This is a genomic window from Cupriavidus sp. D384, from assembly GCF_001652915.1.
GTDB lineage: Bacteria > Pseudomonadota > Gammaproteobacteria > Burkholderiales > Burkholderiaceae > Cupriavidus.
In genome coordinates this window covers 243,402-264,480 of sequence record NZ_BBQI01000090.1, presented here as the reverse complement: position 1 = coordinate 264,480, position 21,079 = coordinate 243,402, and the positions used below count along the sequence as shown (strand labels likewise).

Sequence of the window (21,079 nt, the reverse complement as noted above, 5' to 3'; positions counted from 1 at the left end):
GGGCGAGGGGCATGCCCGTGCTAGCGCAAACGCTCGCGTAGCCAGCCGACGAATGCCGCGATATCGGTGTGAGTGTCGGCGGCGCGAACGTCGGTGCGGGCCGGACGTTCGGCCGGTACCGCCATCAGGCCGCCGTCGAACGGCGTAAAGCCATAGGGCGCCACCAGCGCGCCCGAATCCAGCTCGGCACGTATCAGCCGCTGCTCCACCAGCGCCACCCCCAATCCCGCCAGCGCCGCCTGGATGCACAAGTGGGTATGCGGAAACGTCAGACCGCCATGGCGCGCGATGCGCTTGCCGGTTTTTGCTTCCCATTGATCCCATGCACTCGACGTGAAGTCGTGCGTGATGCGCTGGCCGGTGGCGATCCGCTTTGCATGCGCCGGTGTGCAGACCGGGCCGAACAGGACCGGCGCCAGCGGCATCGCGCGCTGCCGGTCGGCGGCGGGGTACGACGAAAGATCCCAGGCAATCACCACATCGGCGCCCTCGGTGCGCATCTCGCGGGCCGACGTCATCGATAGCCGAATCCGGATATCGGGCCGTACACGATAGAAATCCGCCAGCTCCGGCACCAGCCAGCGCATTGCGAACGTGGCGCTGCAGGCCACATGCAAGGTGGGTCCTCGCGCCTGATCGAGAACGCGGCCATAGCCTTGTTCAAGCTGGTCGAACACTGCGCGCACCACGTCGTGGAACGCATGGCCGTGGTCGTTGAGCCGCACGCCGGTGCCGTCGCGCTCGAACAGTTCCACGCCTGCGTGCTCCTGCAACTGGCGCAGCTGCCGGCTGACCGCGCCGTGGGTGCGGCACAGCTCCTCGGCAGCGCGCGTGACCGAGCCGGTTCGGGCCGTGGCTTCGAACGCGCGCAGCGTGGACATCGGGGGCAGGGTGCGCATGATGGCTTTGTGAGAAAAACTGACGAATTCAGGAAAATAACTCGATATCCGCCGTCCAGGAAGCTCTTTACGATCCACCCATCGACATTTTTCTCACGAAGTTCTCAAATTCTTTGACGGGGAGTTGGCATGGCACGGATCGTGGCGGTGACGGGACTGGAGGTGCTGGACAGCCGGGGCAACCCGACGGTGGAGGTGGAAGTGGTGCTGGACGATGGCGCGAGCGGCCGCGCCATCGTGCCGTCGGGCGCGTCGACGGGGGCGCGCGAAGCGCTGGAGCTACGCGACGGAGAGCCGCGGCGCTTTCTGGGACGCGGCGTGTCGCGCGCTGTCCGGGCGGTCGACACCACCTTGCGCGACGCGCTGCTGGGGCTCGATGCGCGCGATCAGGCGCAGGCCGACACCATCATGATTGACGTCGATGGCACGCCGGACAAAAGCCGGCTCGGCGCCAACGCCATGCTCGGCGCGTCGCTGGCCGTGGCACGGGCCGCGGCAGTCTCGAAGCGCCAGCCGCTGTTCGCCAGCCTTGGTGGCGAGCGCGCCACGCTGTTGCCGCTGCCGCTGATCAACGTGATCAATGGCGGCGCCCACGCCGATAACGCGCTCGACTTTCAGGAATTCATGATTGCCCCGGTGGGCGCGGCCACGTTTGCCGATGCGATGCGTGCCAGTGCCGAGGTATTCCATACGCTGCGTGGCCTGCTCAAGTCGGCGGGTCACAACACGAACGTGGGCGACGAGGGTGGCTTTGCCCCGGAGTTGCGCACCGCCGAATCGGCATTGGACTTTCTGGTCGAGGCGATTGGCCGGGCCGGATACCGGCCGGGCGAGGACATTGCACTGGCTCTGGACCCTGCCGCGAGCGAGCTGTATGCGGACGGCCAGTATCGCTACGCGGGCGAAGGCATGACGCGTTCGCGGGCCGAACAGGTGGACTACCTGGCTGGGTTGGCGGCGCGCTACCCGATCGTGTCGATCGAGGACGGCATGGCCGAAGACGACGCGGAAGGCTGGCAATTGCTGACGCGGCGGCTAGGCAAGCGTTGCCAGCTGGTGGGCGATGATGTGTTCTGTACCCATCCCACGTTGCTGCGCGAAGGCGTGGACCGGCACATCGCCAATGCCATCCTGGTCAAGCCCAACCAGATTGGCACGCTCAGTGAAATGCTGGAGACGGTACGCGTGGCCCACGGTCACGGCTATGCCGCGGTGATGTCGCATCGTTCGGGCGAGACCGAGGACGTCACGATTGCCGATGTGGCCGTGGCTACGCGCTGTGGACAGATCAAGACCGGATCGATGTCGCGCGCCGATCGTACGGCCAAGTACAACCAGTTGCTGCGTATCGAGCGCATGCTCGGCAATCGAGCGCGCTATGCGGGCGGGGCAGCGTTGCGGCGTTGATGCGCCAAGGCGGGCGGGATGCCGCCGGCCCCGGAAACCCTGGGGCCGGTGAGCCTAGAGCAGCGCGAAGCGCGCGACCTGAGGCCCCACAACCGCCGGCCGGCTGACCGGATATCGATGATGGTCGCCGCCGGCCTCGAACGACAGATAGTCGGGCGTCCATCGCAGGCCGCGCAGGAACCGGGTTTCCAGGCCATCGACGACGATGGCGCCGCCTTGTACCGTGACGCTGTCACAGGGCAGGCGCAGCAACTCGGCGTCGTCGCCGAAGTAATGGGCTTCCAGCAGGATCGAGGCAGCTTGGTAGGCGGGCATGATGGTGGGGTGGCGATTGCGTCCGGGAAAAACAGCGGTGCGGCGGATACTGTATAAACGTACAGTAGTATAGCGGCCTTGCCGTGCCCCTGCACGTGCCCGATTCTCAATTTTCCATACCGGTCGCCGATTCAGAAAAGTCTCCTATCGACGACATTGCATCGCGTCACCCTCCCACCTATCCCCGCTCCATCGCCGCTCCGTCGCCGACTCCGACGCTGACCCATCCCCAGATTGGTATAACCTGAAGTGCAGGAACCTCCGATCTTCCGGCGCATCTCGACATCGGAGAGACGTCTCGAAGCGGAGGGCTATGCATGTTGGAACGGGAAAGCAGGACCTGCTGGTTTGCTGCGGGATTGCTGACAGGTGCCATCACGGCTGGCTTATGTGCATGGCTGGGCGGCCAACGCGCGCGAAACGCCAGCGGGCTGGCCGGGACGCTCGCCGAGGCGGATGCCGATCGTGCCGACGAGGCCGGGCATGCCCCTGCCGGGCCGGCGCGGTCGATGGCCGCGTCGCACGCGACCGACGGCGGGTCGGACATGTTCGAGTACCGTGGGTTTGTCGTGCACCTGTTCTGGCAGGCCCTGGCGCCGGAGCGCTATCGCGCGTGGTGCGATATCTGGGAATCCGGGGCCGTGGTGCAGGAAGCGGGTGGGCCGCCGGCCACGTTTCTGAGTGCGGGCGAGGCGCGGCTGGCTGCCGGGGCGTGGGCTCGCCACTGGGTGCAGAACAATGGCTAGGACGGTCACGCCATCCCGCCGACGTGGGGCGTGAATCGTGACATTGCGCGGTGTGACCCGTGATGCCTGCGTGATACGATGACTCGCTTCATTTGGAGTTCATGATGTTTGTCTGCCAGAACCAGCCTTGCGGCGCGCACTGGGCGCCCGACGAGGTGGAGATCCGGAACGAAGGGCAGGGCCCGTTGTTCCGCTGCCCGCTGTGTGGCGCGCGCAATCACCTGGAGGCCCGACAAGGGCCGGACGGCGCGCCAAAATATCGCCAGGTTCCTCACGCTCCTGTTGCTGCGGCGCCGGAGCGTCCGTCCAGGCCGGCGCCTCACCGTGGAAAACGGCACTGACTTCGCCGTGCAAAAGGGGCGACGTCGATTGCGATAGCGATGTCACCTCAAGACGGCGCGCTCTTGTACCGTTAAGACAATCATGGACATTAGCGATATCTCTCACGATGCCGCCTCCAATGCCGAAGTCATTGGATGGTCGGGTGCATCCCCACAGGTCATTGCCAGGGTGCTGAACACCGCGCTGGCGGCGCAGGATCTCTCGGGCTTTGCCGCGCTGCTGTCTGACATCGCACGAGACCGCGGGCTCAAGGGGGCGCGCGGCACGCATCAGTCGATCTACGACATGCCGTACGCAAGCCTGCTGCCGCGCCAAAAGCACCTGCTGGCCGATGCGTTTGACCTCTTCCTGCGTCTCGGACTGGAATTCCGCGCGCGTGGCGATGGGGCCGACGATGATCTGACGGACGACGGTGACGACCCACCGCCGCTGCGCGATATCGATGACGACGACGTCATCGACGACGACTGAAGCCGACGTATCCCAGGCCGTCGCAATCCGCGGCTTCATACGACTGTTTGACCACCACCTTCCGGCCCGCCATGTGCGGGCCGTTTCTATTTCCGCTGGGCGGGTGCGCTCGCAGCGTGTCAGGCGCGGTCGAGCAGGCCGATCTCCCTGACCGCCACCGACAGCATCGACAGCGCCGCCACGCCGGACACGCCCGATGCACGCTGGTCGGTCAGCATCTGCGCGTAGCGGTCCAGCGCCACCTGCCGGCTGCCACGCCAGCCGTGGATCATCGCGGCGGCATCGTCGCTGTCCTGCGCCTGTGCCAGCACGCTGGTGGTGAGAGCGCGCTTGAGCCGGCCCAGGTCTTCCAGCGTGGTGGTGCGTGCGAGCAGGTCCCAGTGCGTATCCGCCGGCAACGACAGCGCGCGTTCGCGCAGCCATCCAAAATTCAGCTCGGTATCGAGCGCGAAGTAGACCGCTGCCACCGCGGCCAGGCTGCGATGGCACGACGCCGCCACCTCGGCAATGTCGAGGGCGGCCGCGGCGGTATCGCTGGCCGCCACGCGCAGCGCAAGATCGTCGTCGACGCCGGCCTCGGTCAGCGACAGCGCGGCATCGGCCATGGTCTGCGAGGTCTCGGGCGGCAGCAGGGTTGCCAACTGCGGTGTCAGCCACTGCGCGGCTTCCATGAAACGGGTTGCACCCGGTTCCACGGTGCCGCCGCCACGCAGATAGCGCACGAACCAGAGCGTGGCGCGCTCCAGCAGCCGGCCCAGCGCGCCGAACATGCGCGCCTGGATGGCATCGTCCACGCGATTGTCGAGCGCGTCGATGCGTTCCCACAGCGCGGTCAGCCCGAATACGTCGCGCGCCAGCAGGCATGCCCGCACGATGTCGGCGGGCCGGGCATCGGTTTCTTCCATCAGCCGGTGGACGAACGTGGCGCCGATGCGATTGACCAGCATGTTGGTCAGGTGCGTCGCCAGAATCTCGCGCCGCAGCGGATGCCGCTGCATGGCTGCGGCATGCTGCTGTTGCAGCGGCCTGGGGAAGTAGTCGACCAGCAGGCCTGCCACCAGCGCATCTTCAGGCAGGTCCGATACCAGCAGTTCGTCGTAGAGCCACATCTTGCTGTAGGCCAGCAGCACCGCGCGTTCGGGCGATGTCAGGCCCTGGCCCAGCGACTTGCGTTCGGCGATATCGGTGTCCGACGGCAGGAATTCGAGCGGACGGTTGAGGCGGCCCGCGCGTTCCAGCCAGCGGATCAGCCGGCCCTCGGCATCCACCAGCGTCGGCGCCTCGCGCCCGGCCACCGACAGGGCCTGGGTCTGGTAGTAGTTGTCTTCCAGGACCAGCAGGCCCACCTCGTCGGTCATCTCGGCCAGCAGCTTGTTGCGCTGCTTCTCGGTCATCTCGCCATCGGCCACCACCAGGCCAAGCAGGATCTTGATATTGACCTCGTGGTCCGAACAGTCGACGCCGGCCGAGTTGTCGATGGCATCGGTATTGATCCGTCCGCCATTGCGCGCGAACTCGATGCGGCCCAGTTGCGTGAACCCCAGATTGCCGCCTTCGCCCACCACCTTGCACCGCAGTTCGCTGCCGTTCACGCGGATGGCGTCGTTGGAGCGGTCGCCGGCCTGCAGGTGCGTCTCGGTGCTGGCCTTGACGTAGGTGCCGATGCCGCCGTTGTAGAGCAGGTCCACCGGCGCAGTCAGGATCGCGTGCATCAGCTCGTTCGGCGACAGCGCCGTGGCCTGGATGCCCAGCGCCGCCTGCACCTGGGGCGACAGCGGGATCGTCTTGGCCGTGCGCGGGAATACACCGCCGCCGGCGGAGATCAGCGCGGTGTCGTAGTCGGCCCAGCTGGAGCGGGGCAGGTCGAACAGGCGCTGGCGTTCGGCCAGGGTCCTGGCACAGTCGGGATCGGGGTCGAGGAAGATATGGCGATGGTCGAACGCCGCCAGCAGCTTGATATGGGGCGACAGCAGCATGCCGTTGCCGAACACGTCGCCCGACATGTCGCCTACGCCCACCACCGTGAACGGGGTGCTCTGGATGTTGACGCCCATCTCGCGGAAGTGCCGCTTGACGCTTTCCCACGCGCCGCGCGCGGTGATGCCCATCTTCTTGTGGTCGTAGCCCACCGAGCCGCCGGATGCGAAGGCATCGTCGAGCCAGAAGCCGTATTCGGCCGAGATTGCATTGGCGTAGTCGGAGAACGTGGCCGTGCCCTTGTCGGCCGCCACCACCAGGTAGGGGTCGTTCTCGTCGTGGCGCACCACGTCGGGCGGCGGCACCAGCTGGCCCGAGACCAGGTTGTCGGTCAGGTCCAGCAGGCCGCGCAGGAAGGTCTGGTAGCAGGCCACGCCTTCGGCCAGGAACGCATCGCGATCGGTGGCCGGTGGCGGGCGCTTGACCACGAATCCGCCCTTGGAGCCCACCGGCACGATCACCGTGTTCTTGACCATCTGGGCCTTCATCAGGCCCAGCACCTCGGTACGGAAATCCTCGCGCCTGTCCGACCAGCGCAGGCCGCCGCGCGCCACCCGTCCGCCGCGCAGGTGTACGCCTTCCACGCGTGGCGAATAAACCCAGATCTCGAACATCGGTCGCGGTTCGGGCAGGCCCTGCACCAGCGCCGGATTGAACTTGAACGATACGTACGGGCGTGACTGCCCGTCCGCGCCGCGATGGAAATAGTTGGTGCGCACCGTGGCGTTGACCACGTTCAGGAACAGCCGCAGGATGCGGTCCTCGTCCAGGTTGGGTACCTGATCGAGCGCGGCATCGATATCGGCCAGCCATTTGCGGGTTTGCGGGTCGTCGCTCTTTTCCGCGTGATCGGGGGCGATGGCCGGAGCGGGCGGAGAGGCCGTGGCCGGGTCGAAGCGCGCCAGGAACAGCGACACCAGCATCGCCGCGATATTGGGATTGGCGGTCAGGGCCCGTTCGATATACGCGTTGCTGAACGTCGATCCTACCTGCCGCAGGTATTTGGCATAGGCACGCAGGATGGTCACGTCGCGCGCCGCCAGGCCCGCGCGCAGCACCAGCCGGTTGAAGTCGTCGTTCTCGATCTCGCCGTTCCAGGCACGGCCGAAGGCGTCCTCGAACAGCGGCTTGATCTTCTCGATGTCGATGTCCAGCGGCTTGCCATCGGGGTCGGCGGCGATCTCCAGGCCGAAGTCGTGGATCCACACGGGCTCGCAGCCGTCGGGCTCGATCAGGTAGGGGCGTTCCTCGTCCACCCGCACGCCCAGGTGCTCCAGCATCGGCAGGCTCAGCGACAACGCAATGGGCTCGCCGGCACGGTAGACCTTGAAGCGGAAGGCGCCCGAGGCGGCCTCGATGGGCCGGTACAGGTTCATCGCCAGCTTGCTCGGATGCTGGCGCGCGTGTTCCATCAGCTCGATATCGCGCACGGCGGTGCGCGCCGCGTAGTCCTCGCGGTAGCCGGCCGGGAACGAGTCGCCATAGCGGCGCAGCAGGCGGTTGCCGTGTTCCTCGCCCCGGCTGTCATGCAGCGCCTGCGCCAGATCGTCCTGCCAGCGGCGCGTGGCCTGCACGATCTTCTCTTCCAGTTCGCGCGTGTCCACCTCGGGCATCGTGCCGGGCTGGCCGCGCACCGTCAGCTGGATGCGTGCCAGCGGCGATTCCGACAACTGCGGCGTGAATTCGCAGCTGGTGCCGTTGAATGACTGCACCAGCAGCTTCTGGATGCGCTGGCGCAGGTCGGTGTTGTACTTGTCGCGCGGCACGAAGACCAGGCACGAGATAAAGCGGTCGAATCGGTCGCGCCGCACGAACAGCCGCGTACGCTGGTGTTCCTGCAGGCGCAGGATGCCCAGCGTGATGTCGAACAGTTCGTCCTCGTCGGCCTGGAACAGCTCGTCGCGCGGATACTGCTCCAGGATCGTTACCAGCGACTTGTACAGGTGGCCCTTGGTCAGGAAGCCGGCCCGCTGCAGGATATTGGCGCACTTGCGGCGCACCAGCGGAATCTCGCTGGTGCTCACCATGTAGGCCGTGGACGTGTACAGGCCTACGTAGCGGCGTTCGCCGAACAGCTTGCCGTTGGCGTCCAGCAGCTTCACCCCCACATAGTCGAGGTAGCCGGGCCGGTGCACGGTGGATCGCGAATTGGCCTTGGTGATGAAGATCGGCGACGCGCCTTCGATGATGGCGCGGGCGGCGGGCGGCAGCGGCGTGACATCGTCGGTACCCGGGTCGCGCAGGGCCTCGCGCAGGATGCCCGCACCCGAGCCCGCCACGCCGCGCAGGAAATAATGGCCGTCGCGCGATACCAGTTCGTAGTCGCGCTGGCCCAGAAACGTGAAATGGTCGTCGAGCATCCATTCCAGGAATGCGCGCGCCTCGGCGGACTCCGGCGTGGCGGCATCGGCCGCGTGGGCCATGCCGGCCACGGTTTCCTGCGCGATCTGGCGCATGCGCGGCCAGTCTTCCACGGCCGCCCGCACGTCACCGAGCGCGGCGCCAATGCCCACGCGCAGCGCGTCGAGCCGGGTGGCCTCGCCGGTGCGGTCCACTTCGAAATGGATGAACGATTCGAGCCGGCAGCTTTCGGTGCTGGCCTCGGTGCCGCCCAGGCCGATGCTCTCGATCGCGCCGCGCGCGTCGCGACAGACGCGGAACACCGGATGGATGGCCGAATGCAGGGTCAGGCCGTGACGGTTGATCTCCATCGTCACGGAGTCCACCAGGAACGGCATGTCGTCGTTCACGATCTCGACGATCGTGTGGTCGGAATGCCAGCCATGTTCTTCCAGGTTCGGGTTGTACACGCGCAGCCGCGCGGCGCCCGAAACGAACTTCTGTGCCGTCTGCCAGTGCGCCATCACGGCGCCGTACAGGTCCGCCACGTCGCGCGCCAGCAGGTCTTCGGCATCGGCCAGGTCGTAGTAATGCCGGAACAGCGGTTCGACAATGGCAAACGTGGCGGCGGGCAGGCGTTCGCGCGCGAATGCAACCAGGTCCTCGAGCAGTTGCGCAACCTTTTCTTCGTTCTCGGGGGGCATGGCCTCTCCTCGGTGTTCTCGGTGGTGTGCCGGTGCATGCTCACACTGTAGGAAAGATTTACGAGGCCGGGGTGACAAAACGACGACGCCCCGCAGGGCGGGGCGTCAGGGCAGCAAAGGGTGCGCACGGGCCGAAGCCCGGGGTGCGCTCAGGCGGCCAGCGCGTGTTGTGCGGTGCGGGCGGCGGCGTGGTCGGCCACCACCAGCGACAGTTCCGCGGTGTTGCGCGCGGCCTGGCGGCTATGGCGTTCGGCATGATCGTCCAGCGTGGCGGTCATGCGGTGCAGCAGGCTGGTCAGCGCGGTGCGTTCCGCCGGCGCCAGATGCGAGATCGAGACCGAATGCAGCGCGCGCACGGCCAGCGCGGCGCGCTCCAGGCGCGAACAGGCTTCGAGGGCAACCTGCGGCGTGCCGTCGCTCGGAAACTCCAGCCAGCCATCGGCATGAAGTTCGCGTAACAGCCGTTCGGTCTGGGGCACGTCGAGGAAGATCGCGCCCTGGCATGGCTCGCCGCGCGTGAATTCGCCGGAGCGGATGGCGCGCAACAGCAACCATTTCGGATAGGACAGCCCCGAGACGCTCAACGTCTGTTCCAGGGCGCACTGCCACGCGGTGACCGCGTCGACAAGCGAGAGCACGACAGGCTCGTGAATTTCGAGTGCTTTGGGCTGCATTTGCTCAGGTCTCCCATAAAGGGTTTCTTTTTGCCGCCTGACACTTCTTGGGCCGGTGCATTGGCCGGCCCGGACGGCTTTGGCGCCTGCCTCTTTTTCGGGCGGGTCGCTCTTCATTGAAAATCGGTAGGGCTGAACACTAGCAGTAATGTTGGGACATTTGCGTGACAGGTCGGGTATGTCCTAGTCAATCTTTTGGCTGAGGCGGCGAGCCTGCCGCTCGGCGCTGCAGGGCGGGACGGGCGTCTGATGTCCGATGTGTGGGGGGGCGCGGTGCCGTGCGCAAATGAAAAAGCCCCTGCCGGATGGCAGGGGCCTGGAGTCGTTGGCAGCGGGCTGTGCTGTCTTACTGCTTCTTGGCGCCGTCGGTGTACGGATCGGCCTTGCCGGATTTTGCGCCATCCAGGTACGGATCGGGCTTGCCGCTCTTTGCACCGTCCAGGTACGGATCGGGCTTGCCGGACTTGGCGCCATCGGTGTACGGGTCGGCCTTCTTGTTCGGGGCCAGATCGGCGCGCGTGGATTTCTTGGCGCCGTCGGTGTACGGATCGAACTTGCCGGACTTGGCCGGGTTCTGGTTCGGATTCGCCTTGTTCTTCGTATGGCTACCGCTGTAGAGATCGCCGCCGTCCGTGTAGTTCTTCTGCGCGTGGGCAAGTTGCACGGCGCCCAGGGCAGTCAGGGCGGCAACGATCAGCGTCGGTACGGTCTTCTTCAGCATCATCATCCTCTCAAGTGAGGGCCGGATAGTGGAACCGGCCAAAAGCAGAAATTTGTAGAAAATGCCTGCATCGATAATGACACTGTACCGGGATTTGTGACGGCCTGCCGCCGGGAGTTGTAGTAACAATACTCGGGCGACGGGCACGTCACGTTACTTCACGTTACTGCCACGCCATCATCATGCTGTCATTCGAGCGTGATGTTCTGGTCGGTCGCAATCTTCTTGCGCAGTTCCAGTTCGCGCTTGATCTGCGCGGCATATTGCTGCGGCGTATTGCCGTCCGGGTAGGCGCCGGCGTCGTGCAGGCGCTTCTTCACGTTCGGATCCTGCAGTGCCTTGATCGCGGCATCGTGCACCTTGGTGACGATCGCGGCCGGCGTGCCAGCCGGTGCCACCAGGCCGTACCAGGCCATGTTGTTCATGTCCTTCATGCCTTCTTCGGCAAAGGTCGGCACATTGGGCAGGCCTTCCACGCGCTTGGGCGCGGCCACGGCCAGCGCTCGCAGCTTTTCGGTCTGGATGAACGGCATCGACGACGGCAGGTTGTCGAACTGGGCATTCACCTGGCCAGCCAGCGTGTCGTTCAGGGCCGGGCCCGATCCACGGTAGGGGATGTGGACCATGTCGGTCTTGGTGATGTACTTGAACAGCTCGCCGTCCAGATGCGAGATGCTGCCCTTGCCGGCCGACGCGTAGCTGTACTTGCCCGGGTTCGACTTGAGCAGGGCCACGAATTCCTTGAGGTTCTTGGCCGGCACCTTCGGGTTCACCGTCAGCACGTTCGGCACGTTCACCAGGTTGGTGATCGGCGCGAAGTCCTTGATCGGATCGTACGGGTTCTTGGCGTTCGTGGCCGGGTTGGTGGCCATCGTGCTGACGGTGGCAATACCCAGCGTGTAGCCGTCCGGCGCGGACTTTGCCAGCGCGTCGGCGCCAATCGCGCCGCCGCCGCCGCCACGGTTCTCCACCACCACCGGCTGACCCAGTTCGCGGCCGAGCGCATCGGATACGGCACGGCCAACGATATCGGTGGTGCCGCCCGCTGCGAACGGCACGATCAGGCGGATCGGCTTGTTCGGATACGACTGCGCTTGCGCGGCGGTTGCGACCAGACCCAATGCGGCGAGGGCGCCCGCAGCGCCCACTTTCAGAACAGCTTTCAAGAGATGCCTCCCAACATATTGCTTGTATTGCCCGGCTACAGGTCCGGGTTCCGCAATACGGAACTACGTTCCGTGATATGCGTCGGGAAGCATTCAACCGCGAAAGGCAAGGGGTGGGATATAGGGGGGAACCCGTGGAGATCAGACCACCGGCTGGACTGACGGGCAGGCGGTATGGGCGCGACTGGCGTCAGCGGCCGGGAGGGTTGGGGAAGCGGCAGGCGGGGAAAAGCAGAGACCGGCGGGCGGCAAGGCAGACACGGCCGGAAAAGCAAAAAGCCCGAAGCGATAGGCTTCGGGCTTTTCAGGAATTCGCTGGTGGGGCGTGAGTGACTCGAACACTCGACCTACGGATTAAGAGTCCGCTGCTCTACCAACTGAGCTAACGCCCCAACGAAGAAAAAGATTGTAGCAAGGGGATTTGTATCGCGCAAGCCCCTTTGCCGATTTTTTTGAGGATTTTGCTGCCCCGTACAATGCGCGGGTTCCTGGGCCGGCCCCTGACTCGCCGGTTTCTGCCCATTCCTTTCTATCTACGACCATGCATGCACGTGTTCTGCGCTATCTCGACGAGGTTGTCCGCCGTGGTTCGATCCGGCGCGCGGCGGAGTCGCTGCACGTGGCGCCCACGGCAATCAATCGCCAGATCCTTGAACTGGAAGCCGAGCTTGGCGCGCCGCTGTTCGACCGCATCCACAAGCGCCTGCACCTGACGCCGCTGGGCGAGGCCGTGCTGGCGCATGTCCGGCAGACGCTGCGCGAGCACGAGGCGCTGCAGGCGCGAGTGGCCGAGATCAAGGGGGCGCGGCGCGGCATGGTGACCGTAGCCACGACATCGGGGCTGGCCGGCGCGCTGATGCCGTCGCTGGTGCATGACTTCCGCCAGCATCAGCCGGGCATCGTCGTGCGCGTGGCCGACCTGCCGGTCAGCGGCATCGTCACGGCGGTGGAGCAGGGCGATGCCGACCTGGGGCTGGGCTACGACCTGCCGGAAGTGGCGGCCTTTCGTGTGATGGCCAGCCGCGACTGGTCGATTGGCGCCGTGGTGGCGCCCGGGCATCCGCTGGCGGCCCAGACATCGGCCACGCTGGCCGAATGTGCTGGATATCCGCTGATCCTGCCCGCACCGTCGCTGTCGATCCGTGCGCTGGTCGACGATGCCTTCGCCCGCCAGTCGATCGAATTGATGCCGGTCGTGGAGTCCACCTCGGTGGTGCTGATCCAGCGCCTGGTGGCGACTGGAGCCGGTGTGGCGCTGCTGAACCCGCTCGATGTGATGGAAGAGCGGGCGCGCGGGGCGGTGGTATTCGTGCCGCTGCGCGATACCGGCCTGCAGCGCCAGACGCTGCGGCTCGTGGCGCGTGGCCGCAGCCAGTTGTCGCCGGCCGCCGGGTTGATGGCGGATGCCATGTCAGAGGCGCTGGCCGGTCTGTTCCGATAGTCGTCTGTCCACAAATTGTGGACACCCCGCGCGAAATTCTGTGCTTGGGGTCACGTGCCGGCGATGCGTAGACTCCGGGCATCACCAACCGGACACCCGACTGCCATGACCCTGATTCTCCAGCACGCCGACGTGCTCGTCACCATGGACGCCCAGCGCCGCGAGATCGCCGACGGCGCCCTGGTCGCCAACGGCCCGGCCATCGAGTGGGTGGGCGCCACCGCCGCGCTGCCCGAGACCTATCGCCGCATGATCGACGACGGCAGCGCCGACGTGGTGAACATGCGCGGCCATGTGGTCATGCCCGGCCTGGTCAACACGCACCATCACATGTACCAGAGCCTGACGCGTGCGGTGCCGGCCGCGCAGGACGCCGAGCTGTTCGGCTGGCTGACCAACCTGTACATGATCTGGTCGCACCTGACGCCCGAGATGATCCGCGTCTCGACGCAGACGGCGATGGCCGAACTGATGCTGTCCGGCTGTACGACCACGAGCGATCACCTTTACCTGTATCCGAACGGATCGAAGCTCGACGATTCCATCGATGCGGCGCGGCAGATCGGCATGCGCTTCCACGCGGCGCGCGGCTCCATGAGCGTGGGCCGCAGCCAGGGCGGCCTGCCGCCCGATGTGGTGGTCGAACGCGAGGCCGATATCCTGCGCGACAGCCAGCGGCTGGTGGAGCAGTACCACGACGCCTCGCGCCACGCGATGCTGCGCGTGGTGCTGGCGCCGTGCTCGCCGTTTTCGGTGTCGCGCGACCTGATGCGCGAATCGGCAACGATGGCGCGCCACTATGGCGTGTCGCTGCACACCCACCTGGCCGAGAACGACAACGATATCGCTTACTCGCGCGAGAAGTTTGGCATGACGCCGGCGCAATATGCCGAGGATCTGGGTTGGGTGGGGCACGATGTCTGGCACGCGCACTGCGTGAAGCTCGACGACGAGGGCGTGGCGCTGTTCGCGCGTACCGGCACGGGTGTGGCGCATTGCCCGTGCTCGAACATGCGGCTGGCATCGGGCATCGCGCCAATTCGCCGGATGCGCGATGCGGGCGTGGCGGTGGGGTTGGGTGTCGACGGCAGCGCGTCGAACGACGGTGCGCACATGCTGGGCGAGGCGCGTCAGGCCATGCTGCTGCAGCGCGTGGGATTTGGCCCGGCGGCCATGAGCGCACGCGAGGCGCTGGAGATTGCCACGCTGGGCGGTGCGCGCGTGCTGAACCGCGATGATATCGGCGCGCTGGTGCCGGGCATGTCGGCCGACATCGTGTCGTTCGACATGTCGGCCGTGGGCTTTGCCGGCGGCGGTCACGACCCGGTGGCGGCACTGGTGTTCTGCACGCCGGCCAATGTGTCGACCAGCATCATCAACGGCCGCGTGGTGGTGCGGGACGGCCAGCTGCGCACGGTCGATCTGCCGAACGTGCTGGCCGATCATCGCCGGCTGGCGCGCGAGCTGTTCGAAAGCGCCAGGGTTTGATACGTCGGGTCAGCGTGCTTTGATGAGCGGATCGCATGAGCGATCCGGCTCCAGCCAGGCCGGGAACGGAATTGGCCGGAAAAAGCGGTATTGGCTGGAAAAAGCAAAAGGCCGGAAGCATCGCTGCTTCCGGCCTTTCTGTGTCTGGTGGGGCGTGAGTGACTCGAACACTCGACCTACGGATTAAGAGTCCGCTGCTCTACCAACTGAGCTAACGCCCCGACGAAGACCGAGATTCTAGCAGCATTTTTGACTTTGTCAAACGCTAAATGCGTGCCGCGAATAAACCGGCCGGAAGGCAGGCTCGCATGCGCGCTGCAAGCTGACGCGTGACCGGATTGATCGGCCCATTCGGCAGAACAGTCGGCACATCGCGCTGACACACACGCATGGCATGCTGCGCGGTTGCGGTGGCGTCACCATGCAGCACAGACGACAAATGACGGAACTTGCTGCACCCGCCACTGGTCATTGGGACGAATCTTATTCTGCTGATGGCATGTAGGGGATCGAAGACGATTTCCGCAAAGCCATGTTAGGATTCTTTTCCACTTGCATATGGAGGGCTGTGATGATGGAAATCAAATTCCAGGAGCAAGACCGCTACGACATCAACAACGAGGGTTTGCTGTTCCACGCGCTTGTCGATGGTGAGCAAGTGACATGCGTGGTAACACGCGAAGCACTCTGGGAAGGCTTCAGCGCCGATCAGGTGCTGTCGCTGGAAGAGGCGTTCCGCGCCGGTCGTGACACGATCGAACGCGCGGCCGTGGTGCTGATCGAGCAGGGCGTGCCCCAGCCGGTCGTGGTCAAGCGGGCGCACGTGGCGCCGGTCTGAAGGCCGGCCGACGGTAGCAACCCTCCGCCCGCCGGCTTCGGCCCTGCTTCACCGCAGGCCGGCCGGCGCGCCAGACGCCAGTAGTTTCAGGGCGCCTTTCGAGTAGTTCTCAGCAGTTTTTTCAAAGTCTGGTTGTCTGCATTGCCATTCAGGCAGGATGCGTCGTGTCCAGTCTTGCGTCATGCCGTGGCGCGGACTGAACGGTGCTGTCCTGTTCCTGCTGGCTTGCGGAGCCGCCTGGCCGCTGGGCGCATTCCTCGAAAATGCGCGCCTGGCACTGTGCGCAGATTTCGGGCGACAGCCTGTCAATGATCGTGTGAAGTGCCTGCCGCTTGGTCGGGAAGATATGATCGCTGCCCAGCTTGGCGGTAAAGCCCGTCTGTTCCCATGTTTCCAGCACTTGCGTACGCGGGCGATGGAAGTACAGGTCGCCGTCCGCGCCGCGCCGCTCGGACAGTTCCGACTCCCACATCTCGGCGCCGGCCAGGTCGATGAAGTTCATGCTCTTGGTCATCGCCAGCAGATGCTTCTGGTCGGCATCGACAGTGCGCAGCCAGTGCAGGCGATCGGTCACGTACTGCACCGCGCCGAAGTAGATTGCGCCTTCCATGCGCAGCAGCTTCAGTTGCGGACATTCGGGCTGCGGACGTCGCAGTTCATCCAGCGGCGTGAAGCGGCGGCCCGGGTCGTCGGCGTCGGGCACCAGGCTGCGCACTGCCGGGCGCGACGTGCGATAGAGATAGGCCACCAGCGACAGTATCGTGCCTAGCAATACGGCCATTTCCAGACGGATCACCAGCGTGGCGGCGAACGTGCCCACCGCAATGGCGAATTCGGTGCGCGATAGCTGTGCAATGCGGCGCAGCCGCTGGAAATCGAACAGGCCCCAGGCCACCAGCATCAGCATGGCCGCGATGGCTGCCAGCGGAATCTGGGCCAGCAGCGGGGCGCTGACCGTGACCAGCACCACCAGCAGCAGGGCCGAGAACACGCTGGCCAGCGGCGTCTGCGCACCGGCCTCGAAATTCGGCATCGAGCGGTTCAGCGAGCCGCACGAGATATAGCCGGAAAACAGCCCGCCCGCGATATTCGACAGCCCCTGGCCGATGAATTCGCGGTTGGCGTCGACATGCTGTCCCGATCGCAGCGCCACGGCCTTGGCGATCGAGATCGACTGGCCCAGCGCCACGATGGTCAGCGCGGCGGCAATGCCGAGCAGGTCGGGCACCGTGCGCCAGTTGATGTCGGGCACATGGAAGGGCGGAATGGCCGACGGAATCGGCCCCACCACGTTCACATGCTGGGCGCCGCCCCAGCCGCTATGGTTCAGCAGCAGCGCCACGCAGTAACCGGCCAGCAGGCCCAGCAGCATGAACGGCAGCCGCCGCGATATGCGCTTGATGGCGACGGTGGCCACCAGCGTCACGGCACCGACGATCAGCGCGCTGCCGTTGACGGTGTCCAGGTTATCGAACAGGAAACGCACCACGCCAAACGCGCTGGTGCCGGTGGGCACCGCCAGGCCGAACAGGTCCTTGAGCGCGTAGAGCCCGATCAGCGTGGCCGCGCCACATGTGAAGCCGAGCAACACCGACGGCGAGATGAAGTTCGCCAGCGAACCCAGCCGCAACGCCCCGACCGCAAGCTGCAGCAGGCCTACCAGCATCGTCACGGCCAGCGCCAGTGCGATATAGGCCGGACTGCCCGCGAAGGCCACCGGACTTAGCATGGCGAATAGCGCGAGCGAATTGGCATTGGTCGGCCCGGACATCACATGCCAGCTCGACCCGAACAGGGCCGCCACGATACAGGGGATGACCGCCGTGTAGATGCCATATTGCGGCGGCAGCCCGGCCAGCGTGGCGAAGGCTACGCCCTGGGGCAAGACCAGCACCGCGCCGAGCAGGCCGGCGATGACGTCCGCCCGCAGCGTCAGCGGGGTGACGCGCCGGAGCCAGGGGAACCAGCGTTGCAGGGCGGAGGGATTGGCGCGGGCGGCGGCGCTCATCGGCTCAGTCGAGCTGAAGCGACGCCACCACAGGCGTGTGGTCCGACGGCTGGTCCCAGCGGCGCGGTTCCTTGTCGATCACGCAGGTCGTGCAGTGCTGGGCCAGGTGGGGCGACAGCAGGATGTGGTCGATACGCAGGCCGGCGTTGCGGCGGAAGCCCATCATGCGGTAATCCCACCACGAAAACACCTTCTCGGGCTGCTCGAACATGCGGAACGAATCGACCAGGCCCATCGCCACCAGTGCCTTGAACGCATCGCGTTCCTGCGGCGATACCAGGTTCTGGCCTTCCCACTTGGCCGGATCGTGCACGTCGCGGTCTTCCGGCGCGATATTGAAATCGCCCAGCAGTGCCAGCTTCGGATACTTGATCATCTCGGCGCGCAGCCAGTCGGTCATGGCGCGGAGCCAGTCGAGCTTGTAGACGAACTTGTCCGAATCAAGCGCCTGGCCGTTCGGGAAGTACGCGCTGATCAGGCGCACATCGCCATAGGTGCCGGCCACCACGCGCTGCTGCGCGTCTTCGTAGCCCGGAATGTTGCGCACGACATCGGTTGGCGCCGGCATGGCACCGTCGCGCGCCACGATCGCCACGCCGTTATAGGTCTTCTGGCCCGTGAAGATGCTGTGGAAGCCGGCTGCTTCCAGTTCGGCCAGCGGGTATTTGTCGTCGGGCAGCTTCAGTTCCTGCAGGCACAGCGCGTCGATCGGGGTGCCCGCGGCGTCCTGCGCGGCCAGCCATTGCAGCACCTGCGGCAGGCGGACCTTCAGGGAGTTGACGTTCCAGCTCGCGATTCTCATGGGTCGTTATTCTTCGGGGTTGGCGCTTTCGCCAAAAAGGTTGCGGCTGCCGCCCAGCAGATCGCGCTGGTCGAGAATCTCGAACGCGATTTCGGGATGGGTTTCCATGCTGCGCCGGATGGCGGCCGGAATTGCCTGCCGGGTCTTGCGGCACAGCCCCGGCTGGTCGGCCAGTTCGATGCGGAAGCCGCGCGTGGTGCGCACCACGTTGTCACTGGGTGTGATCATGATCGTGATGCCCAGCAGCGCGTGCATCCGTTCCTGCATGCGGTTCAGCTCGGCCAGCGTGGCGATGTTTTCTAGTCGTTCTACGAGTTTCTTTTCTTCCTGCTGCGTGAGCTGCAGGATGCGCCGGTCGGCGTGCGGATTGTCGAGCAGCGCCTCGCGGTTGCAGACGCAGGCGCCCGGCGGACATTCCTTGCGGATCGGAACAGGAATCTCCATGAGCCGGGGCGCCTGGTCGGGGCGATGCGATCAGGCTGCTGCTGCCGCCGTTTCGGCCATGCCGCCGTGCCGCAACAGTGCGTCGATCTGCGGGGTGCGGCCACGGAAGGCCACGAACGATTCCATGGCCGGGCGGCTGCCGCCCACCGACAGGATTTCCTGCCGGTAGCGCTCGCCGGTCGCCGCGTCGAGCACGCTGCCCGACAGCTTGGCGGCTTCCTCGAAGGCCGCGTACACGTCGGCCGACAATACTTCGGCCCACTTGTAGCTGTAGTACCCGGCCGCGTAGCCGCCCGCAAAGATATGGCTGAACGTGTTCGGCCAGCGCGACAGCGGCGACTGCGGCACCACGTGCTTGGCGTCGTTGATCTGGCGCGACAGCTCCAGCACCGACACCGCGCCTTGCGGGTCGTAGTCGGTATGCAGGTGCATGTCGAACGACGAGAACACGATCTGGCGCAGCGTCATCATGCCGTTCTGGAAGTTCTTCGCTGCCAGCATGCGGTCGAACAGCGCGCGCGGCAGCGGGGCGCCGGTCTCCACGTGGGCCGTCATGGTCGACAGCACCTCGTATTCCCAGCAGAAGTTTTCCATGAACTGTGACGGCAGTTCCACGGCATCCCATTCCACGCCATTGATACCCGAGACGCCCAGGTCGCCCACCTGCGTCAGCATATGGTGCAGGCCGTGGCCGAACTCGTGGAACAGCGTGATCACTTCATCGTGCGTGAACAGCGCCGGCTTGCCCCCCACCGGTGCGGTGAAGTTGCAGGTCAGGTAGGCCACCGGCGTCTGCACGGTGCCGTTGTCGCGCTCCTTGCGGCCACGGGCGTCGTCCATCCACGCGCCGCCGCGCTTGCCTTCGCGTGCGTAGAGGTCGATATAGAACTGGGCCAGCAGCGCGCCCTGCGGCGACACCACGCGGAAGAAGCGCACATCCTTGTGCCAGGTCTGGGCGTTGTCCGGCTCGATCTTCACCGAGAACAGCTTCTCGACCACCCCAAACAGCCCCTTCAGTACCTGCGGCTCCTGGAAGTACTGCTTCACCTCGTCGTCGGAGAACGCGTAGCGCTTCTGCCGCAGCTTTTCCGAGGCGTAGGCCACGTCCCATGGCTCGATCTTGTCCAGGCCCAGTTCGGCGGCCGCGAATTCGCGCAGTTCCTTCCAGTCGGCTTCGGCGAAGCGGCGGGCGCGCACAGCCAGTTCGTCCAGGAACTTCAGGACGTCGGCCGGCGATTCGGCCATCTTCGGCACCAGCGAGACTTCGCCGTAGTTGTTGTAGCCGAGCATCTGCGCCTCTTCCCGGCGCAGCGTCAGCTGCTCGCGCATGTTCGACGTGTTGTCCCAGTCGGCCTGGCCGTTGTTGTAGCGTGGGCCCAGTTCCGACGCGCGCGTGACGCTGGCCTCGTACATGGTCTGGCGCAGGGCGCGGTCATCGGCGTACTGCAGCACCGGGAAGTACGACGGGAAGTGCAGCGTGAACTTCCAGCCGGCCTTGCCATCCTTTTCGGCGCCCAGCTTTGCGGCTTCCAGTGCGTCGGCCGGAATGCCGGTCAGGCGCTTTTCGTCGTCGATGTAGAGCGCGTAGGCGTTCGTGGCATCGAGCACGTGGTCGGAGAAGGCCTTCGACAACTGGGCCTGCTGCTCCTGGATCTCGGCAAAACGAGGCTTCCTGTCTTCGGGCAGCTCGGCGCCGCCCAGGCGAAAGCCGCGCAACTCGTTTTCCAGCAGTTGCTTGCGGGCCGGCGACAGGCCGGCGAACTCGGGGCCGGCGGCCACGGCCTTGTATTTCTCGTACAGCGCCAGGCTCTGGCCCAGCGACGACCAGAATTCGGTCATGCGCGGCAGGTTGTCGGAGTGAGCCTTGCGCAACTCGGGCGTATCGGCCACGGCGCTCAGATGGCCCACCACGCCCCAGGCGCGGCCCAGTGGCTCGGTGGCGGTTTCAAGCGCTTCGACAGCGGTGTTCCAGGACGCCGGCGTTTCCGGGGCTTCGGCGCGCGTGACGGCGACCTGGGCCTGCGCCAGCAGGACGTCCAGCGCAGGTCCGATGTGCTCGGGGCGAATCTCGGCAAAACGCGGCAGGTCCGCGAAATCCAGCAGCGGGTTGTTGGCGCGGTCGGTGGTATCAGTCATGACAATTCCCCGTTGGCGTGCCGCCGGTAAAAGGCGCCTGCGCGCGTGACGGCACGGTTACCTGTGCAAGATGAGGCCTTTGCGGCCAAATATCCAGTACGACTTTGCTATCAGGGTGATTGAGGCGCGGCGGGCGCGCCGTCGGGACCCATCGAGACAA

17 protein-coding genes and 2 tRNA genes are annotated in these 21,079 nt (G+C 65.7%); 7 read left to right on the top strand and 12 right to left on the bottom strand.

The annotated features are described in order from the left end of the window. Positions 1–20: 20 nt before the first annotated feature. Entirely contained in the window at positions 21–899 is an 879-nt protein-coding gene (locus A9J21_RS18955) for a LysR family transcriptional regulator (RefSeq protein ID WP_066738524.1), read from the bottom strand. Positions 900–1,028: 129 nt separating this feature from the next. On the opposite strand from A9J21_RS18955, the gene eno reads away from it, so the two are divergent. Continuing rightward, the gene (eno, locus tag A9J21_RS18950; protein ID WP_066738521.1) at positions 1,029–2,306 is read left to right on the top strand and encodes a phosphopyruvate hydratase; all 1,278 of its coding nucleotides are present in this window, start codon (positions 1,029–1,031) and stop codon (positions 2,304–2,306) included. A 54-nt stretch (positions 2,307–2,360) separates the two neighbouring features. On the opposite strand, the gene A9J21_RS18945 is transcribed toward eno, so the two are convergent. Next, positions 2,361–2,621, bottom strand: coding sequence for a hypothetical protein (locus tag A9J21_RS18945; protein ID WP_066738518.1), 261 nt, complete (start codon positions 2,619–2,621; stop codon positions 2,361–2,363). 317 nt (positions 2,622–2,938) lie between these two features. Between A9J21_RS18945 and A9J21_RS18940 the strand changes: the two genes are divergently transcribed. Together A9J21_RS18940 and A9J21_RS18935 are read left to right on the top strand one after the other, a co-directional pair. Further along, positions 2,939–3,367 carry a hypothetical protein gene (locus tag A9J21_RS18940; protein ID WP_066738516.1) on the top strand — a complete coding sequence of 143 codons (429 nt, stop codon included), beginning with the start codon at positions 2,939–2,941 and terminating at the stop codon, positions 3,365–3,367. 423 nt (positions 3,368–3,790) lie between these two features. Next, positions 3,791–4,180 (top strand): hypothetical protein, encoded by a 390-nt coding sequence (locus tag A9J21_RS18935; RefSeq protein WP_066738513.1) that lies wholly within the window; start codon positions 3,791–3,793, stop codon positions 4,178–4,180. A gap of 119 nt (positions 4,181–4,299) precedes the next feature. Here the strand turns inward: A9J21_RS18935 and A9J21_RS18930 are convergent, their stop codons facing one another. The 5 genes from A9J21_RS18930 to A9J21_RS18910 all read right to left on the bottom strand — a co-directional run bounded on the left by A9J21_RS18930 (position 4,300) and on the right by A9J21_RS18910 (position 12,154). After that, on the bottom strand, positions 4,300–9,201 hold the full coding sequence (locus A9J21_RS18930; protein ID WP_066738511.1) for an NAD-glutamate dehydrogenase: 4,902 nt from the start codon (positions 9,199–9,201) through the stop codon (positions 4,300–4,302). Between the two features lie 149 nt (positions 9,202–9,350). Then, a complete protein-coding gene (locus A9J21_RS18925) occupies positions 9,351–9,875 on the bottom strand; it encodes a MarR family transcriptional regulator (RefSeq protein WP_066738509.1) in 525 nt (174 codons plus the stop codon). A 346-nt stretch (positions 9,876–10,221) separates the two neighbouring features. Beyond that, positions 10,222–10,596, bottom strand: coding sequence for a hypothetical protein (locus tag A9J21_RS18920; RefSeq protein WP_066738921.1), 375 nt, complete (start codon positions 10,594–10,596; stop codon positions 10,222–10,224). A 188-nt stretch (positions 10,597–10,784) separates the two neighbouring features. Beyond that, the gene (locus A9J21_RS18915; protein WP_066738507.1) at positions 10,785–11,762 is read right to left on the bottom strand and encodes a tripartite tricarboxylate transporter substrate binding protein BugE; all 978 of its coding nucleotides are present in this window, start codon (positions 11,760–11,762) and stop codon (positions 10,785–10,787) included. A gap of 316 nt (positions 11,763–12,078) precedes the next feature. Further along, positions 12,079–12,154: transfer RNA gene (locus A9J21_RS18910), tRNA-Lys, on the bottom strand. Between the two features lie 149 nt (positions 12,155–12,303). Between A9J21_RS18910 and A9J21_RS18905 the strand changes: the two genes are divergently transcribed. From A9J21_RS18905 to A9J21_RS32525, 3 genes are all read left to right on the top strand, one after another. After that, positions 12,304–13,203, top strand: a complete 900-nt coding sequence (locus tag A9J21_RS18905; protein WP_066738504.1) for a LysR substrate-binding domain-containing protein — start codon at positions 12,304–12,306, stop codon at positions 13,201–13,203. A 105-nt stretch (positions 13,204–13,308) separates the two neighbouring features. Further along, a complete protein-coding gene (locus A9J21_RS18900; protein ID WP_066738501.1) occupies positions 13,309–14,691 on the top strand; it encodes an 8-oxoguanine deaminase in 1,383 nt (460 codons plus the stop codon). Positions 14,692–14,726: 35 nt separating this feature from the next. Beyond that, positions 14,727–14,849 carry a hypothetical protein gene (locus tag A9J21_RS32525; protein ID WP_255366042.1) on the top strand — a complete coding sequence of 41 codons (123 nt, stop codon included), beginning with the start codon at positions 14,727–14,729 and terminating at the stop codon, positions 14,847–14,849. Here A9J21_RS32525 and A9J21_RS18895 read toward each other — a convergent pair. After that, positions 14,837–14,912: transfer RNA gene (locus A9J21_RS18895), tRNA-Lys, on the bottom strand. The two genes, A9J21_RS32525 and A9J21_RS18895, sit on opposite strands and share 13 nt — an antisense overlap. Positions 14,913–15,265: 353 nt before the next feature. Here A9J21_RS18895 and A9J21_RS18890 point away from each other — a divergent pair. Continuing rightward, positions 15,266–15,529 carry a DUF1488 domain-containing protein gene (locus tag A9J21_RS18890; RefSeq protein WP_066738920.1) on the top strand — a complete coding sequence of 88 codons (264 nt, stop codon included), beginning with the start codon at positions 15,266–15,268 and terminating at the stop codon, positions 15,527–15,529. A gap of 148 nt (positions 15,530–15,677) precedes the next feature. On the opposite strand, the gene A9J21_RS18885 is transcribed toward A9J21_RS18890, so the two are convergent. The 4 genes from A9J21_RS18885 to A9J21_RS18870 are packed head-to-tail and all read right to left on the bottom strand — an operon-like array spanning position 15,678 to position 20,919. After that, a complete protein-coding gene (locus tag A9J21_RS18885; RefSeq protein ID WP_066738498.1) occupies positions 15,678–17,537 on the bottom strand; it encodes a SulP family inorganic anion transporter in 1,860 nt (619 codons plus the stop codon). A gap of 4 nt (positions 17,538–17,541) precedes the next feature. Beyond that, positions 17,542–18,339 carry an exodeoxyribonuclease III gene (gene xth, locus A9J21_RS18880; protein WP_066738496.1) on the bottom strand — a complete coding sequence of 266 codons (798 nt, stop codon included), beginning with the start codon at positions 18,337–18,339 and terminating at the stop codon, positions 17,542–17,544. Positions 18,340–18,345: 6 nt separating this feature from the next. Further along, on the bottom strand, positions 18,346–18,783 hold the full coding sequence (locus A9J21_RS18875; RefSeq protein ID WP_066738486.1) for a hypothetical protein: 438 nt from the start codon (positions 18,781–18,783) through the stop codon (positions 18,346–18,348). 30 nt (positions 18,784–18,813) lie between these two features. Beyond that, complete coding sequence (locus A9J21_RS18870; RefSeq protein ID WP_066738483.1) at positions 18,814–20,919, bottom strand: M3 family metallopeptidase; 2,106 nt, start codon at positions 20,917–20,919, stop codon at positions 18,814–18,816. Positions 20,920–21,079 lie beyond the last annotated feature (160 nt).

Excerpts from the sequence above, each read along its gene's own strand:
- A9J21_RS18955 (WP_066738524.1), bottom strand. The coding sequence starts at position 899 with ATGCGCACCCTGCCCCCGATGTCCACGCTGCGCGCGTTCGAAGCCACG.
- eno (WP_066738521.1), top strand. The coding sequence starts at position 1,029 with ATGGCACGGATCGTGGCGGTGACGGGACTGGAGGTGCTGGACAGCCGG.
- A9J21_RS18945 (WP_066738518.1), bottom strand. The coding sequence starts at position 2,621 with ATGCCCGCCTACCAAGCTGCCTCGATCCTGCTGGAAGCCCATTACTTC.
- A9J21_RS18940 (WP_066738516.1), top strand. The coding sequence starts at position 2,939 with ATGTTGGAACGGGAAAGCAGGACCTGCTGGTTTGCTGCGGGATTGCTG.
- A9J21_RS18935 (WP_066738513.1), top strand. The coding sequence starts at position 3,791 with ATGGACATTAGCGATATCTCTCACGATGCCGCCTCCAATGCCGAAGTC.
- A9J21_RS18930 (WP_066738511.1), bottom strand. The coding sequence starts at position 9,201 with ATGCCCCCCGAGAACGAAGAAAAGGTTGCGCAACTGCTCGAGGACCTG.
- A9J21_RS18925 (WP_066738509.1), bottom strand. The coding sequence starts at position 9,875 with ATGCAGCCCAAAGCACTCGAAATTCACGAGCCTGTCGTGCTCTCGCTT.
- A9J21_RS18920 (WP_066738921.1), bottom strand. The coding sequence starts at position 10,596 with ATGCTGAAGAAGACCGTACCGACGCTGATCGTTGCCGCCCTGACTGCC.
- A9J21_RS18905 (WP_066738504.1), top strand. The coding sequence starts at position 12,304 with ATGCATGCACGTGTTCTGCGCTATCTCGACGAGGTTGTCCGCCGTGGT.
- A9J21_RS18900 (WP_066738501.1), top strand. The coding sequence starts at position 13,309 with ATGACCCTGATTCTCCAGCACGCCGACGTGCTCGTCACCATGGACGCC.
- A9J21_RS32525 (WP_255366042.1), top strand. The coding sequence starts at position 14,727 with ATGAGCGATCCGGCTCCAGCCAGGCCGGGAACGGAATTGGCCGGAAAA.
- A9J21_RS18890 (WP_066738920.1), top strand. The coding sequence starts at position 15,266 with ATGGAAATCAAATTCCAGGAGCAAGACCGCTACGACATCAACAACGAG.
- A9J21_RS18885 (WP_066738498.1), bottom strand. The coding sequence starts at position 17,537 with ATGAGCGCCGCCGCCCGCGCCAATCCCTCCGCCCTGCAACGCTGGTTC.
- xth (WP_066738496.1), bottom strand. The coding sequence starts at position 18,339 with ATGAGAATCGCGAGCTGGAACGTCAACTCCCTGAAGGTCCGCCTGCCG.
- A9J21_RS18875 (WP_066738486.1), bottom strand. The coding sequence starts at position 18,783 with ATGGAGATTCCTGTTCCGATCCGCAAGGAATGTCCGCCGGGCGCCTGC.
- A9J21_RS18870 (WP_066738483.1), bottom strand. The coding sequence starts at position 20,919 with ATGACTGATACCACCGACCGCGCCAACAACCCGCTGCTGGATTTCGCG.